A 16,591-nucleotide genomic window follows, 5' to 3' on the forward strand; every position below is an offset into this window, starting at 1 on the left:
GGATATTGACTGTCGGATAGGCTCAGGGCAAGGAGATCGCCGGAAGGGGGATTGCATCAATATCTTGTGGATAACTGACAAATGCTCCCCATCTTGTGGGGTGAATTGGTTGACAGAACGCCCCCTGTCCCCTCACGCTAACGCACCTTAGGAATCATTGGACACCCTGCATTGCGCTTTTCCAAACTGCGACTGACCGGCTTCAAAAGCTTTGTGGACCCCACGGATCTGATCATCGCGGATGGTCTGACAGGCGTTGTCGGCCCCAATGGGTGCGGCAAGTCCAATCTACTCGAAGCGCTGCGCTGGGTCATGGGGGAAAACCGCCCCACGGCGATGCGTGGTGGCGGTATGGAGGATGTAATCTTTGCCGGGGCAGCGACCCGGCCCGCGCGCAACTTTGCGGAAGTGGCCCTGCATATTGACAACTCCGACCGGCTGGCCCCGGCAGGGTTCAACGATAACGACCAGTTGGAAATCGTGCGGCGGATCACCCGTGATGTCGGCAGCGCCTATAAGGTTGGTGCCAAGGACGTGCGCGCGCGAGATGTGCAGATGCTCTTTGCCGATGCGTCGACAGGCGCCCACAGCCCCGCCCTTGTGCGGCAGGGGCAGATTGCGGAGCTGATCAACGCCAAACCCAAGAACCGTCGTCGCATTCTGGAAGAGGCCGCGGGCATCAGTGGGCTCTATCAACGTCGCCACGAGGCGGAACTGAAGCTGAAAGGGGCAGAGACAAATCTGGCCCGGGTCGATGATGTGATCGAACAGCTTGCAAATCAGCTTGCGCAACTGGCCCGGCAGGCCCGGCAGGCGGCCCGCTATCGCGAGATCGGCAATGACCTGCGCCGCGCCGAGGGCATGCTGCTCTATCGGCGGTGGCGTGAAGCGGATGACGCGCGTGCCAGCGCAGAGGAAAGCTTGCGGGGCAAGGTGACCGAGGCGGCGCAGGCAGAAGCGGCGGTGCGTCAGGCCGCCAAACACCGTGAAGAGGCTGAAGGCGCATTGCCGCCGCTGCGGGAAGAGGAAGCCATTGCGGCTGCGGTCTTGCAGCGGTTGACGGTGGAGCGCGACACGCTGAGCGATCAGGAAGCCCGGGCGCAGGCGCTGATCGAAACGCTGACCGGGCGCATCGCGCAACTGGGCCACGATATTGAGCGTGAAGGCGGCTTGAACCGTGATGCGGGTGAGACCATCGCGCGGCTGGAATGGGAAGCGCAGGAGCTGTCCAAGGCTGCCGAAGGGCATGAGGAAAAACTGGAAGAGGCGGCGGAAGCTGCGCGCGAGGCCGCGGCGGTTTTGCAGACGCGCGAGGGGGAGCTGTCGCAGCAAACCGAGGATATGGCGCGGCTTTCAGCCCGGCATGGCTCCGCGCAGCGCTTGCTCGAAGACAGCCGCAAGACGCAAAGCAAGGCAGAAGCCGAGGCGGTGAAGGCCCGCGATGCGGTGGCGGAAAGCCAGGCCGCGCTGACCAAAGCCGGGCAGGACTTCTCAGAGGCTGAAGCGGCGGAAAAGGAAGCGGTTGCGACGGCTGAGAACGCAGAACGGGCGTTGGTTGAAGCGGATGAAGCCCGGGCGGAGACGCAAGGCCGCGAAGCGGATGCACGGGCGCTCCGCTCCGAGGCCGAGGGCGAAATGAACGCGTTGCGTGCCGAGGCGGGTGCGCTCGCCAAACTCGTGGACCGTGACACGGCGGAAGGCGGGCAGGTGCTTGATCAGCTGCAGGTGAAAAGCGGCTATGAGAAAGCGCTGGGGGCTGCCCTGGCCGACGATCTGCGCGCGCCGGAGGTGTCCGCGGACGGGCCGTCTGGTTGGGCTGCATTGCCTGCCTACGAGCGTCATCAGGCTTTGCCGGAAGGGGTTAAGCCCCTGTCTCTTTTTGTGGATGTTCCCGAAGTCCTGGCGCGCCGGATTAGCCAGATCGGTCTTGTGGATGCCGACGAGGGCCCGCGTTTGCAGGCAGCACTGAACCCCGGACAGCGGCTGGTATCGCCCGAGGGGGACTTGTGGCGCTGGGACGGGTTTCGCGCCTGGGCCGAGGATGCGCCATCGGCGGCGGCCTTGCGCTTGCAACAGCTCAACCGTCTTGAGGAGCTCAAACAAAACCTGGAACAGGCGTCGCAACGGGCAGATGGGGCCAAAGCGGCGCATGACCATCTGGGCACGCAACTGGCGGAGCTGACAAAGGCGGATGCCCTCGCGCGGGAGGCGCGCCGCGCGGCGGACCGATTGGTCGCTGAGGCGGGTCGGCGGCTGAGCCGGGCGGAGGCGGATCGAAATCTGGCCGAAGGTCGGCTGGAGTCCCTGGGGCTGGCTGTGACGCGCCACGAAGAAGAAGCGATGGGCGCGCGCACACGGCTGAAGGAAGCGGAGCGCGCGCTGGAAGACCTCGGCGATCTGACTGAGGCGCGCGAGATGGTCGACGCAGTCCGCATGGCCGTAGAAGCCGCGCGGATCACCATGATGTCGCGTCGGTCTGCGCATGACGAATTACGCCGTGAGGGCGAGGCGCGCACCAAACGCGCGCAGGAGGTTACCAAGGAAGTCAGCGGCTGGCGGCACCGTCTGGAGACGGCAGAAAAGCGCAGCGCGGAGTTGGTGGCGCGCAAAACCGCGACCGAAGCGGAATTGGAGGAGGCCAGCGCTGCGCCTGCAGAGATTGCCACCAAACGCGCCGAGATGGGCGAGGCGATCACGGTGGCAGAGGCGCGCAAGGCGCAAAGCTCGGATGCCTTGTCGACCGCTGAAGGTGCTTTGCGTGAGGCGACCATGGCGGAGCGGGAGGCGGAGCGTACAGCTTCTGAGGCCCGTGAAGCACGGGCGCGGGCGGAGGCGCGCAGTGATGCCGCGCGCGAAACGGTGGCCCTGGCCGCAGAACGCATTGCCGATGAAAGCCAGATCACGCCGAACCAGCTTTTGGGTCAATTGGACGTGACCCCCGACCAGATGCCGGGCGCGGAAACCCTGGAGGCGGATGTGAACCGCTTGAAGCGCCAGCGTGACGCCTTGGGCGCGGTCAACCTGCGGGCCGAGGAAGATGCCCGCGAGGTGCAGACCGAATACGATACGTTGACCGGTGAGAAGGCTGATCTGGAAGAAGCGATCAAGACCCTGCGCGGCGGCATTGCCAGTCTGAACCGTGAGGGGCGCGAGCGGTTGTTGACAGCCTTTGAGCAGGTGAATTCGAATTTCTCCATGCTCTTCACCCATCTTTTCGGCGGTGGCGAGGCCAATCTGGTCATGGTCGAGAGCGATGATCCGCTGGAGGCGGGCCTTGAGATCATGTGCCAGCCGCCGGGCAAGAAGCTGTCGACGCTGAGCCTGTTGTCGGGCGGCGAGCAAACCTTGACGGCCATGGCCCTGATCTTCGCGGTGTTCCTGGCCAACCCGGCCCCGATTTGCGTGCTCGACGAGGTGGATGCCCCGCTCGATGATGCAAATGTGACGCGGTTCTGCGATCTGTTGGACGAGATGTGTCGCCAGACGGAAACCCGTTTCCTGATCATCACCCACCACGCGGTAACGATGGCGCGGATGGACCGGCTCTTTGGCGTCACGATGGCTGAGCAGGGTGTCAGCCAACTGGTATCTGTGGACCTGAAGAAGGCTGAGACGCTGGTCGCGTGACGCGCTGCCGGTGCACAGGCTTGCGTGTCTGGAAGATCACCTGATCGTGTAACGCGCGGCCCCGGTTCCGGGCTATGCTGTTCGTCATGTCCCGGGTCATCTTTCTGATTGCAATGTTGATAATTCCGATCGCCGCCGCCGCGCAGGATTGGGCGCTGCGGGCGGGGGACAAATTGCTGTCTCACATGGAAGTGGCGCAGCTGACGACCGGTCAGACGCTTGTGTTTTATGACGATGGGCAGTCCAAGTTTTCGGCGGGTGGGGCGTATTCCTATACCTATGCGAGCGGCCAGTCTGCCTATGGCCGCTACAGGATCGAACCCGACGGGACGGTCTGTATCCAGTATCGCAATGGTTTTGCGCGATGTGATCGCTATGTGCAAAGCGGCACCCGCATCGTGCTGCTGACCGAGGATGGGCAGCGATTTCCAATTCGACCTGAGGTCCTGGAATAAAAAAGACCCCGCGCTGCCTCAGCGCGCAGGGTCGAGTGGTAGAAAACAAACCTGAATGTAAGTTTCACCCGAGAAACTACGTTTTCTGCGGTAAAGAAAGGTTAACGGCGAGGGCGTCAAAGCCGCGAGAGGAGGGTCGGGGTGGGCCAGGCATCCGCAGGTAGCCCCAGCCGTTTCTGCTCGGTTTGCACGGCAGCGCGCGTGCGTGCGCCCAGAATGCCGTCGACCTTGCCCACGTCATGGCCGCGTGCCTGAAGCTTGCGTTGCAGCTCCTTGGTTTGCGCACCGGAAAGTCCAGGGTCTGGGTTGCCTGCGTCGTGAACGGGTGCGCCTTGTAGCCGAGTGGCGAAATATGCGGCGGTCATGACATAGGTAAAGCTTTGATTCCATTCAAAATATACATTGAAATTTGGATAGGCGAGAAAGGCAGGCCCCTTGTGCCCCTGCGGCAGGATCAAGGCGGCGGGCAAATTTTTTTCAAGCGCACCGCTGCGCGCTTCGACGCCCATGGCAGCCCAGTGCGATGTCGGTTTGACAACCTTGAGCCCGCTCTGCGACCAGTCAAATGTGCCCGGTACGCTGACCTCTTGAATCCAGGGCTCGCCAGCCCGCCAGCCGAGGCTCTTGAGCATGGATCCCCCCGACATCAACGCATCCACCGCCGAAGTCTTTAACGAAACCTTACCATCGCCATCCCCATCCACGCCGTTTTCGAGGATATCGCGGGGCAGCATCTGGACCATGCCAATCTCGCCCGCCCAGGCGCCGGTGGTGGTTCTGGGATCAAGGGCACCACGCTCATAAAGCTCAAGGGCGGCAAAGACTTGTGGCCGGAAAAGCTCGGGACGGCGACAGTCGTGAGACAGGGTGACCAGCGCATTGACCGTGTTGAAATCGCCCTGAAACCCGCCGTAATCCGTCTCAAACGCCCAGAAAGCCAGAAGCACGCCGCGATCAACGCCGTAGGTCTGCTCGACCCGATCAAAGGTTGCGTCATATTTCTTCGCGTTGCTGATCCCGCGCTTGAGCCGATCTGCCGAAATCAGGCGTTTTGAAAAATCGAGGAAAGGCCGTTGAAAAACGCCTTGGGCCCGATCCGCCTTGAGCACCCTGCTGTCTTGGGCAACGCCGGCAAAGAACTGGTTCACCTTTGCCCCGTCATGCCCCTTTGCAATCGCCTCGGATTTCAGCCCGCTGACGAAATCGGAAAAGGAGCCACCACAGGCCTGCGCGGAGAAGGGCAAGGCAGCAAGACACAGGGCAATAAGGGGTAGTCGCATCAGAAACCTCCGGAATATCGGGTTACAAAAGAACAATCAGGGCGCAGAGGGCCAGAAAGGCCCCCCACGCTTTCCACAGCATCACGATACTGGCGTCGATGTCTACAGGTGTCAGTGCGCGGCGGCCTTCGGCGTTCACCCAGGGGAAGTCACGCATTTCACCCTCATAGGCGCGGGGGCCGGAAAGGGCGATGCCAAGCACACGCGACAGGGCGGCCTCCGGCCAGCCGGCATTGGGAGAGCGGTGCAACCCGGCGTCTGATCGGATGCCGGTAATGTCCAGACATCCTGCGGGCAGGGCAATCAGCACCGCGGTCAGCCGCGCCGGGATCAGGTTCAAGAGATCGTCCAGGCGCGCAGCGGCCCACCCGAATTCTTCATGTCGTGGCGTGCGGTAACCGATCATGCTGTCTGCCGTATTGATCAATTTGTAAATCACCAGCCCAGGCAGGCCCGCAATCAGGAACCAGAACGCGGGGGCAATCACGCCATCCGACAGGTTTTCAGCGGCGCTTTCAATGGCGGCGCGCGCGATCTGGCTGTCGTCCATGGCCGCGGTATCGCGGCCGACGATCCGGGCCACCATGCGGCGGCCTTCCCGCACCGAGACCCTGAGCCCGTCGCCGACGATTGAGACATGCTGCACCAAAGAGCGCTGCGCGAGCAATACCGCCGCCACCAGGATTTCGACCGCAGGCCCCAGAGCGCTGAGCATTAGGCCAAGTGCGGCACCGGTGATCAGGTGGATGAGAACGCAAGCGAAGCCTTTGACCCGGCGCTGGCTTCCTGTGTTAAAGCGGCGGTCGAGCGCGCCGACAAGCTTGCCCATCAGCACGGCGGGATGGGGCATGCGGCTCCACAGCCATTTCGGTTCTCCTATTGCTGCATCAAGTAGCAGCGCGCAGATGATCAAAAGAGCGTTGCTCATGCCAATGCTGCTTCGACCCGCGGCCAGTGCAGCGGATGTGGCAAGCCGAGGCGCAGCCAACCGCGGGCGTAAGGGAAAGTCCGGCTCCAGATTTTATGCTGTGCCAATCGCGTTTGCCACTCAATTGCCTCGCCCACGTCATAGAGACGGAACAGCGGGGTGCCGCCAATCACCTTGGCGCCGGCAATCTGCATCAGCGCGTCAAGACGTGCGGCATCCTCAGAAAGCCGGTCTCGTGTCGTGCGCGCCCAATCCAGATCGGAAAGCGCCTGCGCACCGATGTGCAGCGCCGGTCCGGATACCGCCCAGGGCCCCAGTGTATCGGCCAGTCGATCGATCAATTCAGGATCTCCGCCAAGAAAACCCAACCGCACCCCGGCCAGCCCCCAGAATTTACCAAAGCTTTTCAGCACAAGGGTGCCGGGCCTGCCTGCGCTGTCAATCAGCGATAGGGAGGGTGCGATGTCACAAAAGCTCTCATCAATGATCGTGAGCGTTGCATCCCGCACCGGGAGTGTATCCTGCGTCCATTGGCGACCATCGGGATTGTTCGGATGCACGACAACCTGAACATCGGCAGGTCCAGCCTGTGTGACCTCCCATCCATAAGTCCTGAAGGCCGCTGCATGCTCGTTATATGTCGGCTCCGGAATACAGACGGTCCCTTTCGGCAACACCTGCGGGATTTGCGCGATCACGGCTGATGCGCCCGGCGCCGCGATCAACCCAGCCTGCTCCGGAATGCCCCAAAAGCGACGTGCCGCTTTGAGCAGGTTGGACAGTGCGGTCTTGTCGGGCAGGGCTGTCCAGGCATCGAAAGGCAGGTTGGAGACAGGGAATGCTACAGGATTGATACCCGTCGAGAGGTCAATCCACCCGATTCGCGTGCCCCCGAAGCGAGCAACTGCAGCATCCAACCCACCGCCATGATCACGCCCAAGTCCCGTCAACAATATGCCTACTTTTCCAAGATCGTGGCGCAAATCCGCGCCTTTCAAACCCGCTAAAAGCGGAAATCAGCCGGTTGTTCAAGTCTATTGCCAATTGATAAAGATGTCGCTGAGTGCTTAATCGTTTGTTAACCTTTGAGGCAGACCACGGGTATGCGGTGCAAACATATTTCAGCAAAAGCTGGAATGGAGGACAGATGAAGGTTCTAATCGTTGAGAGCCAAAACGATCTGGCTACACTATGGCAAAGACACCTTGAGCGCATGGGCATGACAGTTGCACGTGCGTCGGGTCAAGTCGATGCCATCGACCACCTGAGCACGCATCAGACTGACGTGATCATCATGGATCTGATGCTGGGCGATGGATCGGCGTTGGCGGTTGCAGACTATGCAAGTTACAGGTTGCCCGACGCACGGGTAATCTTTGTCACCAACACGTCGTTTTTCTCGGATGGCTCGATTTTCCGGCACGCAACGAACGCCTGCGCGTTTGTGCAGAGTGCCACGCCCCCCGAGGATTTGGCTGCCATGGTCGAGCATTATGGCGGTGTCTCAGAGCATTCCGGGGCGGCCTGAACGGGCCAACCGCTACAAACACCCGTTTTAGGCATCACCCGCGATTGTGGGGAGCCAAAAAATCGAGTTCGGGTCCGATCGGGATGATCCGGTGCGGGTTTATGCTTTCGTGACTGAAATGGTAGTGGCGGATGATATGCGCGAAATTCACCGTTTCGGCGACCCCGGGCGTTTGAAACAGGTCGCGCGTGTAGGCCCAGAGGTTGGGAAAATCGATTAGCCGTTTCCGGTTGCATTTGAAATGCAGGTGATAGACCGGATCAAAGCGCACCAGCGTTGTGAAAAGCCGCCAATCTGCTTCGGTTTGCCGGTCGCCCATCAGATAACGGCTGTCTGCAAGACGGGTTTCCAGCCAGTCCAGCGTCTCGAAAAGTGGCGTTACAGCCGCATCATAGGCCGATTGGGTCGTTGCAAATCCACATTTGTAAACGCCATTGTTCAGGGTGTCGTAAATGCGGTCATTCACCGGGGCAATGGCGTCGTGCAGTGCGTTTGGCCAATAGTCAATGGTGTTCCCCGTGATGCCATCAAAGGCCAGGTTGAACATCCGGATGATCTCTGAGCTTTCATTCGAGACGATGGTTTCGCGCTCCTTGTCCCAGAGGATGGGCACCGTCACACGCCCGGAAAACACCGGATCTGCCTTGGTGTAGATATTGCGGGCAAAAGGCATCTCGTAAAGCGTGTCGCCTGTGGCACCCTGGTCGTCCGTCTCAAAAGTCCAGCCATCGATCAGCATGTCCGGATGAACCACCGAGACGCCGATGTGATCTTCTAATCCTTTGAGTTTACGGAAGATCAACGTGCGATGTGCCCAGGGGCAGGCATAGCTGACATAGAGGTGGTAGCGGCCCGAATCGGCCTTGTAGCCAGCCTCTCCTGAGGGGCCTGCAGCGCCATCCGCGGTGATCCAGTTGCGAAATTTCGCCTCGGACCGCTTGAATTTTCCGCCGGTGGATTTGGTATCATACCACGTGTCGTGCCAGATGCCGTCTACCAAAAGTCCCATGCCGATTCCCCTTATTGCGTTGGTCGTTTTCTACGCAGTCGGCATTAAAGATGACAGCGCAAGTCCCGCGCATAGACCTCCGCATGAGTGCACAGGACAGTCTTTATGACATAAAAACTTAACTTGATTTTTAGCGCATTGGCGCATCAATGTGCTGTGGGGATTATGTAGGGTATTAACGATATGGAAGCGATTTTTTCCAAGGAAATTCAAGCAGGTTTGGACAAGGCACGCGTTGCGTCATTGAAACGCGCCTCTCGGCTGCGTGTGAGCGCCGGGGGTAAAATTCACCCGATCCTGCGCATGTGGAAATCCGGTTTCGCGATGGAAGCAGAAGCGCCGAGCCTGCGTGGTCGGGTGGACCTCTATGATGGCAGTCTGCACCTGATGCAGTGCCTGATCATTGCCAGCGATGACGAAAATGGCGAACGCCGCTACGAATTCAAACGGGCCACGGCAGTGTCACAGGCGCCAGCGGTAGATTTTGAAATTGCCGATGACGCGCCGGTCGGTCTGATCGAAGACGCGCGTTAAGGCCCGAGAAAGCTACTGCAAGTCGCTGAAAGCAGCGGTGAGCCTGTTACAGGCTTCCTGGATGGTTGCACGCGGTGCTGCCAGGTTGAAGCGCAGGAACGTCTCGCCCCCAGCGCCAAATTCCGGGCCTGCACTGGGCGCGATACGCGCGTCTTCGAGCACACGTCTGGAGATCTCCTCATAGCTCATGCCAGTCCCGGCAAAATCCACCCAAGCCAGATAGGTGGAGCGTAGCGGTAGAGAATGCACGCCCGGGATCGTATCAATTGCGGCATCAAATAGCGCGCGATTGCCTTCCAGATAGGCGACCTGCGCGTCGACCCACTCAGCCCCTTCCGGTGAATAAGCCGCGGTGATCATCAGCAGGCTGAGCCCCGCGGGCTTGTAATCCAGCGCATTCAGGCGGGTTTGCATGTCCCGGCGCAAGGAGGCGTTCGGGATGATCATGTTGCCGGTGCGCTGCCCGGCAATATTGAAGGTCTTGGAGGCGGAGGTCAGCACGATCAGCCGATCTTCGTGTTCGGGGACGGCGATATGCATGGGCACGAATGTGCTGCCTGCGTAAACCAGATCATGATGCACTTCATCCGATACCAGCGTGAGGTCATTATGCGCAGCGAAGTCCGCGACGGAGCGCAACTCCTCCGCTGTCCAGACGCGGCCGGACGGGTTTTGCGGTGAACACCAGATCAGCATTTTTTCGCGCCCGGTCATACGCGCCTGCGCATCGTCCAAATCCAGCATGTAGGTGTCGCCGTCCCGTCTCAGCGGGCATTCGTTCACTTCCCGGCCCGATTTTTCCACCTTGTTGCGGAACTCATGGTAGACGGGGCTGAAAATCACAACCTGATCGCCCGGCTCGGTCCAGACATCCAGCGACAGCCCAATGGCATTGCCAAGCCCCTGAGCGGTCAGAATCCAAGAGGGCTCTATCTGCCAGTTGTGCCGGGTCTTCATCCACCATTGGATGGCCGCAAGGTATTCGTCGTTGACCGGGTAATAGCCGAAAATCCCGTGATCTGCTGCGCGGTGCAAGGCATCCGTGACGCAAGCTGGCGTCGGATAATCGCTGTCAGCGGTCCACATGGCCAGCCCGCCCTCCGGTGACACGCCGTAGTATTTCTCCATGTAGTCCCATTTGCTCGATTGCGTGCCGCGCCGGTCGATCACGGTATCAAAACGGGCGTCGTGGCTGTCGTCGAGGCTCATGGGGGTCTCCTTTGGGGCTGTCCTATAGCTAGCGAGATTTCGGCTGGCTGCAAGCCCGGCAATGTTGCAGCCAGCGGGCTCCTGTCTTACATGAAGTTTTATGAAACGAAATATCCTTTTGCATCCGGACCCGCGGCTGAAGAAACACGCCGCGCCCGTCGCTGATCTGAGCGATGAGCTGCGTGCCCTGGCCGATGATATGCTGGAGACGATGTACGCCGCGCCGGGCATCGGGTTGGCGGCCCCGCAAGTGGGCATCCTGCAGCGGCTGGTGGTGCTGGATTGCGTCAAAGGCGAGGCCGAAACGCCGCGGCCGCTGATCATGTTCAACCCCGAGGTCATCGCCTCCTCGGATGAAACCAATGTCTATGAGGAAGGGTGCCTGTCGATCCCCGAACAGTTTGCGGATGTTACACGGCCTGCCGAGGTTGAGGTGCGCTGGATCGATCGCAACGGCAAGGAGCAAACCGAAGTCTTTGACGGGCTGTGGGCGACCTGCACGCAGCACGAGATCGACCATCTGGATGGCAAGCTGTTTATCGACTACCTCAAGCCGCTCAAACGCCAGATGATCACGCGAAAAATGGTCAAACTCAAGCGCGAGCTGGCGCGCGCATGACCGTCAGAGACATTGTGCGCTGGCCGGACCCACGACTCAGCACTGTTTGCGCGCCAGTGGCGGCGATTGACGCGGATCTCCGTGTTCTGGCGGCGGATATGTTGGAAACCATGTATGCCGCACCGGGCCGGGGATTGGCCGGACCACAAGTGGGCGCGATGTCGCGTATTTTCGTGATGGACACCGATTGGAAAGAGGGCACGCCCGCGCCGCTGGTCTTCATCAACCCGGTGATTGAAGCGCGCAGTGCGGCGCGCGCGACGCAAACCGAGGGGTGCCTGTCGATCCCGGGCGTCAGCGCCGAGATCGAACGGCCCGCCGAAATAACCGTGGCATGGACCGATCTGGAGGGCGCGCATCAGGTGCAAACCTTCACCGGGTTTGCCGCCGCCTGTGTGCAGCATGAACTGGACCATCTCGATGGTATCGTCACTTTCGATCATCTGACACCGGAGATGCGCGCCAGGCTGGAAGCGGAATACGCCGAGGCGGTGCAATGACGGTGCGCCGGTGCCTGCCGTGGCCGGACCCGCGTTTGCGCCGACCGGCCGAAGCGGTAGCAGAAATAACTGATGAAATCCGGACGATCTGGGAGGACATGATCGACACGATGGATGCCATGCCGGGCGTGGGTCTAGCCGCGCCGCAGATCGGCATCGGGTTGCAGCTGGCGGTTGTCGACGCATCCGACACCCGCGACCGGCGCATCCGCATGGCCAATCCGACGGTGCTCGACGCCTCGGCGATCATGAATGATCATGAAGAGGCAAGCCCGAACCTGCCCGGATTTTCGGCCAAAGTATCGCGGCCCCGCGGCGTGGCCGTGCGCTTTATGGATGAAAACGGGCTTTATGTTCGCCGCGATTTTGTCGGCCTGGAGGCGACAAGCGTGCAGCACCAGATCGATCACTTGCAGGGGAAGATGTATTTTGATCGTCTCAGCAAAGTGAAGCGTGACATGCTTTTGCGTAAAGCACGGAAGGCCAAAACCTGAAGCAGCGGACACCCCACCGAGTGACCAGCCGCAAACCCTGGCGCCTTGGTGCGTCATGGACCGTAGCATGTTGGAGATGAAGAAATGCGCGTGATCTTTATGGGCACTCCGGATTTTTCGGTTCCGGTGCTGAATGCTTTGGTCGACGCCGGGCATGAGCTTGTATGCGTGTATTGCCAGCCACAGCGCCCGGCGGGCCGTGGCAAGAAAGAGCGCCCCAGCCCCGTGCATGCCAGAGCATTGGAGCTTGGCCTGCCCGTGCGGACCCCTGTGTCGCTCAAAAGCGCCAGTGCCCAGGCGGAATTTCAGGCACTGCAGGCAGATGTGGCTGTCGTTGTCGCCTATGGGCTGATCCTGCCACAGGCGGTGCTTGATGCACCGGCGCGCGGGTGCCTCAACATTCATGCAAGTCTGCTCCCGCGTTGGCGCGGGGCGGCCCCTATTCATCGCGCGATCATGGCCGGTGATGCGAAAACGGGCGTTTGTATCATGCAGATGGACGCGGGGTTGGACACTGGGCCCGTTCTTGCCCGCCGTGAGGTCGACATCGGATTGCACGAGACGACCGCGAGTTTGCATGACCGTCTGAGCGAGATGGGGGCGGGGCTGATCGTCGAAACGTTAACCCATCTGGACGGGCTTTCCGCCATACCACAGCCGGCTGAGGGCGTGACCTATGCTCAGAAAATCGACAAATCGGAGGCGCGTGTGGATTGGCACCAGCCCGCCGAGGATGTGGACAGGCTGATCCGGGGGCTGTCGCCCTTTCCCGGCGCCTGGACGCTTGATGGCGAGACCCGGATTAAGCTGTTGGAGTCCCGCATCGCGCAGGGTCAGGGCGCGCCCGGTCAGGTGCTGCATGACCCCCTGCGTGTGGTCTGCGGCGCGGGCGCCGTGGAACTCATCCGCTTGCAGCGCGCGGGCAAAGGGGTACAGGATGCAGAGGCGTTTCTGCGGGGCTGGCCGCTGGAAGCCGGTAGGCAGCTGGAATAGGAGAGGCCCATGTTTCTGACGCTCTTTGGCACCGTCGTGATTGCGGGTATCGTGGGGTATCTCTGCGAAAAAACCGGATTTACCCACAATGGGTATTTGCAGAGCATCATCATCTGCATTGGCGGGGCGTTTTTATTCTACTTCGTCCGGATCATGTTTGGGTTTGGCTTTTCAAGCCCAGGGATGAACGCCATCGCCGCCTCCATCGGGGCCCTGGTCATTGTGCCGTTCCACTGGCGCAAGTAAACCTATTGCGCTGGCGTGCCTGACAGCGCCGCATCCTCGTCAGGCTTCGGAGCGCGCACACAGAGGCGCAACAACGGCGGGACCGTCAGCAGCGTCAGGAAGGCCGACATCGAGAGCCCGCCGACCACCACCGCCCCCAAACCACGATAAAGCTCGGAGCCTTCGCCGGGAAAGACCACCAGTGGCAGCATGCCGAAGACACTGGTGAGCGTGGACATGAAAATCGGGCGAATGCGGTTCCGCGTGGCCTCTTCAATGGCATCAATCGGCGCCATACCTTCGTCCCGCAGGTGATAAAGGGTCTGGTGCACAATCAGGATCGCGTTGTTCACCACGATCCCCACCAGAATGATGAATCCCAGCAACGTCAGCATATCGAGCGGTTGGTTTTGGAAGGTGTTGAGCAGCGCCAGCCCACCCACGCCACCTGCTGCGGCCACAGGCACGGAAATCAGAATGACCAGTGGCAAAACGAAACTCTCAAACAGGATCGCCATGACGAGGAAAACAATCACCAGCGCCACGGCGAGGTTGATCTGGATCGCATCCCACGTCTGGCTGAGCTGATCCGCGGTGCCGGATACGCTGACGCGGATGCCATTCGGCAGGCCCTGCGCCTCAAGGACAGAGACCACCTCGGTTTCCAAGAGCTCTACTGCCGCTTCGAGTGGCAAGGCGTCCGAGGGGCGCACTTCGAGCGTGACCGTTCGCAACCGATCCCGGTGCCTGATCTCGGTGGGCCCCGCCGTCACAACCACATCAGAGAGCGCTGTGACCGGCACGATCTGACCCCCGGGTGTGACCACGGGGTAGTTGCCGATGTCTTGCGTGCGTTGCGCGACCTGAAGCCCCGGATCGCCCTTGAGCATCAGGTTCAGCCGTTCTGCGCCGACGGTGATTTCCGCCACGCGCAGCCCGTCGTTGAAGGCATCCACCGTCAGCGCAAGATCGGAGGCCGTGAGACCTGCGTCCGCCAACCTGAGCCGGTCCGGGACGAGCCGTACCTCCGGTGCGCCCAGTTCGAGCCCGGGGATCGGGCGGAACTGGTGACCCTCGGAGCGGGGCAGGAGGCCTGCGATTGTGCCCGCGGCCTGACCGGCCACAGCAAGAATTTCGTCCAGATCCTGCCCTGAAATATTGAGCTCAATGGTGCGCCCGCCGCCCACACCCCGCCCGAAAAGCGAAGGCTGTGTCATGAAACCAAAGGTGCCGGGTTCCGCGAAAATAGGGCCCGACAAAACGGGGATCAGCTCGCCCGCGCGCGCGCCGTTCACTGCAGCCGCCCCGACAAAGCTATTGCCAGGGGTCGCTACGAAAAAGAAATTCTCGATGGTGGGTGTGCCATCTTCCATGGCCGGAGCAGGGGCCGCTTCCCAAAGGGGGCGGGCCACGCCTTCGATGCGTTGTGCGATGGTTTGCGTGGTGTCGAGGTTGTATCCCGGCGGCGGGATAATCAGGCCAAAGACAAGGTTACGGTTGCCTTCGGGCAGGTATTCCAGGCGCGGCAGAAAGGCGATGGCGGCAACCCCGGCACCCCCTGCGATGGCCGCGACCATCAACAGCCCGACGCGCCGGTAGCGCACGGTCAGGCGGACATAGGACATCACCAGGCGGTGGAACCCATGGGCCAGATGATCAAGCCCCCAGATCCTCATCGTGACCTGTTCGCCGCGCTTCAGCAGGCGGCTGGCAAGCGCCGGGATCACCGTCACGGCGACAATCAGCGACAGCAGAACAGAGACGGAAATGGCCACGGCGATGTCACGGAAAAGCTGCCCGGCCTCCAGTTGCATGATCAGGATGGGGACAAAGACCAGAACGGTTGTCAACGCAGAGACGAGGATCGCGCCCCAGACCTGTTTCGCGCCGAGATAGGCCGCCTCGCGCCGGGATTTTCCCTGTTCCCGCAGCCGGTAGATGTTTTCCAGAACCACAATGGCCGCGTCAACGATCATGCCGACGGCAAATGCGATCCCAGCCAGCGAGATGACGTTCAGCGTCCGCCCGGTGGCCGCCATGGCGACGAATGTGGCGACGATGCTGACCGGAATGGCCAGCGACACCACCAGCGTTGCGCGCGGACTGCGCAGGAACATCAACAGGATCAGGGCCGCCAACCCACCCCCGATCCAGATGTTCTGCGTCACAAGCTGAATGGCACCATTGATATAGATGGTTTCGTCATAGACCTGGCGCATCTTGAGGCCGGCATCGGTTACCGGCCCTCTTTCCAGCGTGGCCAGGACCTCTTGCACGGCCTCCATGGTTTCAATGACATTTGCGCCCGGTTCCCGCACGATGTTGAAAGCCAGACCCGGCTCGCCCCGGAACCGCAGCCTTGCGGTCGGGTCACCAAAGGCAAAGCCCACATCGGCCACATCGCCCACGCGCACGCGACCAGACCCGCCGGTGCTCCGCTCGGAGCGTAAAACGACCTCCTCGATGGCCGCGACGGTGTTGAGGTTACCTTCGGCCCGCACGATATACCGGCGTTTGCCTTCCTCCACATCGCCTGCCGACAGCGAGATGTTTTCATTGCGCAGTGTGCGGACCACATCGGGAACCGTCATGCCGAAACGGGCCAGCTGGCGCGGGTCCACGACAACCTGCAACTCGCGCGTCACGCCGCCGAACACATTAACGGCGGACACGCCTTCTACCCGCTCGATCCTGTCCTTGATGATGTCTTCGACAAAATCGCCATAGGTCGGCATGGAACGTGTGTTGCCTTCCTGAGCGGTCAGTAGCACCCAGGCAATCGGGCTGTCATCGGCGCCGGAGGTATCCAGCGAAGGTTCGCCCGCCTCGTCAGGGTAGTCGCCCACGCGGTCGAGCCGGTTGGAGACGAGCAGAAGCGACTGCCCCATATCCGTGCCGATCCCGAATTCAAGTGTTACCTCGGCTTCGCCTGACCGGGCGCGGGAGGTCATGATATCCAGACCCTCAAGGCCGCGTAGCGCCTCTTCCTGCGGGTTAAGGATCTCGCGCTCAACCTCGGAAGGCGCAGCCCCCGGCCAATCGGTGCTGATCACCACGATGGGTTTGCGGACATCGGGGGCCAGCTGAATTGGGATGCGGGTGACCGCGATGATGCCGAACAGAACCGCCATGATGACCGCCGCGAGCACCGCGACGGGTCTATCGATGGCAAACCGGATGAAATCCATGG

15 protein-coding genes are annotated in these 16,591 nt (G+C 61.1%); 9 read left to right on the forward strand and 6 right to left on the reverse strand.

The window, feature by feature from the left end; genetic code table 11:
- Positions 1-171: 171 nt before the first annotated feature.
- Positions 172-3,627, forward strand: coding sequence for a chromosome segregation protein SMC (gene smc / locus Q1A63_RS19680; RefSeq protein WP_299632390.1), 3,456 nt, complete (start codon positions 172-174; stop codon positions 3,625-3,627).
- Between the two features lie 113 nt (positions 3,628-3,740).
- Positions 3,741-4,082 carry a hypothetical protein gene (locus Q1A63_RS19685; protein ID WP_299632391.1) on the forward strand — a complete coding sequence of 114 codons (342 nt, stop codon included), beginning with the start codon at positions 3,741-3,743 and terminating at the stop codon, positions 4,080-4,082.
- Positions 4,083-4,198: 116 nt separating this feature from the next.
- Here the strand turns inward: Q1A63_RS19685 and Q1A63_RS19690 are convergent, their stop codons facing one another.
- Genes Q1A63_RS19690 through Q1A63_RS19700 form a run of 3 tightly spaced genes read right to left on the reverse strand, consistent with a single transcriptional unit; the run spans position 4,199 to position 7,240 of the window.
- The gene (locus Q1A63_RS19690; protein WP_299632392.1) at positions 4,199-5,362 is read right to left on the reverse strand and encodes a lytic murein transglycosylase; all 1,164 of its coding nucleotides are present in this window, start codon (positions 5,360-5,362) and stop codon (positions 4,199-4,201) included.
- Between the two features lie 22 nt (positions 5,363-5,384).
- Positions 5,385-6,290 (reverse strand): adenosylcobinamide-phosphate synthase CbiB, encoded by a 906-nt coding sequence (cbiB, locus tag Q1A63_RS19695; protein WP_298974773.1) that lies wholly within the window; start codon positions 6,288-6,290, stop codon positions 5,385-5,387.
- Complete coding sequence (locus Q1A63_RS19700; RefSeq protein WP_298975004.1) at positions 6,287-7,240, reverse strand: threonine-phosphate decarboxylase; 954 nt, start codon at positions 7,238-7,240, stop codon at positions 6,287-6,289. The genes cbiB and Q1A63_RS19700 overlap by 4 nt, the downstream gene beginning before the upstream one ends.
- A 197-nt stretch (positions 7,241-7,437) precedes the next feature.
- Here Q1A63_RS19700 and Q1A63_RS19705 point away from each other — a divergent pair, with 197 nt between their 5' ends.
- Positions 7,438-7,818 carry a response regulator gene (locus Q1A63_RS19705; RefSeq protein ID WP_298974774.1) on the forward strand — a complete coding sequence of 127 codons (381 nt, stop codon included), beginning with the start codon at positions 7,438-7,440 and terminating at the stop codon, positions 7,816-7,818.
- A 34-nt stretch (positions 7,819-7,852) separates the two neighbouring features.
- On the opposite strand, the gene Q1A63_RS19710 is transcribed toward Q1A63_RS19705, so the two are convergent.
- Entirely contained in the window at positions 7,853-8,827 is a 975-nt protein-coding gene (locus tag Q1A63_RS19710) for a glutathione S-transferase family protein (protein WP_298974775.1), read from the reverse strand.
- 183 nt (positions 8,828-9,010) lie between these two features.
- Between Q1A63_RS19710 and Q1A63_RS19715 the strand changes: the two genes are divergently transcribed.
- Positions 9,011-9,361 carry a hypothetical protein gene (locus tag Q1A63_RS19715; RefSeq protein ID WP_298974777.1) on the forward strand — a complete coding sequence of 117 codons (351 nt, stop codon included), beginning with the start codon at positions 9,011-9,013 and terminating at the stop codon, positions 9,359-9,361.
- Between the two features lie 12 nt (positions 9,362-9,373).
- Here Q1A63_RS19715 and Q1A63_RS19720 read toward each other — a convergent pair whose 3' ends face one another.
- Positions 9,374-10,570, reverse strand: coding sequence for a PatB family C-S lyase (locus tag Q1A63_RS19720; protein WP_299632394.1), 1,197 nt, complete (start codon positions 10,568-10,570; stop codon positions 9,374-9,376).
- A gap of 100 nt (positions 10,571-10,670) precedes the next feature.
- Here Q1A63_RS19720 and def (Q1A63_RS19725) point away from each other — a divergent pair, with 100 nt between their 5' ends.
- The 5 genes from def (Q1A63_RS19725) to Q1A63_RS19745 all read left to right on the forward strand — a co-directional run bounded on the left by def (Q1A63_RS19725) (position 10,671) and on the right by Q1A63_RS19745 (position 13,422).
- A complete protein-coding gene (gene def / locus Q1A63_RS19725) occupies positions 10,671-11,189 on the forward strand; it encodes a peptide deformylase (protein WP_298974779.1) in 519 nt (172 codons plus the stop codon).
- Positions 11,186-11,689 carry a peptide deformylase gene (gene def / locus Q1A63_RS19730; RefSeq protein WP_299632396.1) on the forward strand — a complete coding sequence of 168 codons (504 nt, stop codon included), beginning with the start codon at positions 11,186-11,188 and terminating at the stop codon, positions 11,687-11,689. Before def (Q1A63_RS19725) ends, def (Q1A63_RS19730) begins: the two co-directional genes overlap by 4 nt.
- Positions 11,686-12,183: a peptide deformylase gene (gene def / locus Q1A63_RS19735; RefSeq protein WP_298974781.1), complete on the forward strand. Its 498-nt coding sequence runs from the start codon at positions 11,686-11,688 to the stop codon at positions 12,181-12,183. Before def (Q1A63_RS19730) ends, def (Q1A63_RS19735) begins: the two co-directional genes overlap by 4 nt.
- A gap of 84 nt (positions 12,184-12,267) precedes the next feature.
- Entirely contained in the window at positions 12,268-13,176 is a 909-nt protein-coding gene (gene fmt / locus Q1A63_RS19740) for a methionyl-tRNA formyltransferase (RefSeq protein WP_298974782.1), read from the forward strand.
- A 9-nt stretch (positions 13,177-13,185) separates the two neighbouring features.
- Positions 13,186-13,422 carry a hypothetical protein gene (locus Q1A63_RS19745; protein ID WP_298974783.1) on the forward strand — a complete coding sequence of 79 codons (237 nt, stop codon included), beginning with the start codon at positions 13,186-13,188 and terminating at the stop codon, positions 13,420-13,422.
- 2 nt (positions 13,423-13,424) lie between these two features.
- Here Q1A63_RS19745 and Q1A63_RS19750 read toward each other — a convergent pair whose 3' ends face one another.
- Complete coding sequence (locus Q1A63_RS19750; protein ID WP_298974784.1) at positions 13,425-16,589, reverse strand: efflux RND transporter permease subunit; 3,165 nt, start codon at positions 16,587-16,589, stop codon at positions 13,425-13,427.
- Between the last annotated feature and the right edge of the window lie 2 nt (positions 16,590-16,591).

Origin of the sequence: uncultured Roseobacter sp., from assembly GCF_947499265.1 — a bacterium.
In the GTDB taxonomy this organism is placed as follows: Bacteria; Pseudomonadota; Alphaproteobacteria; order Rhodobacterales; family Rhodobacteraceae; genus Roseobacter.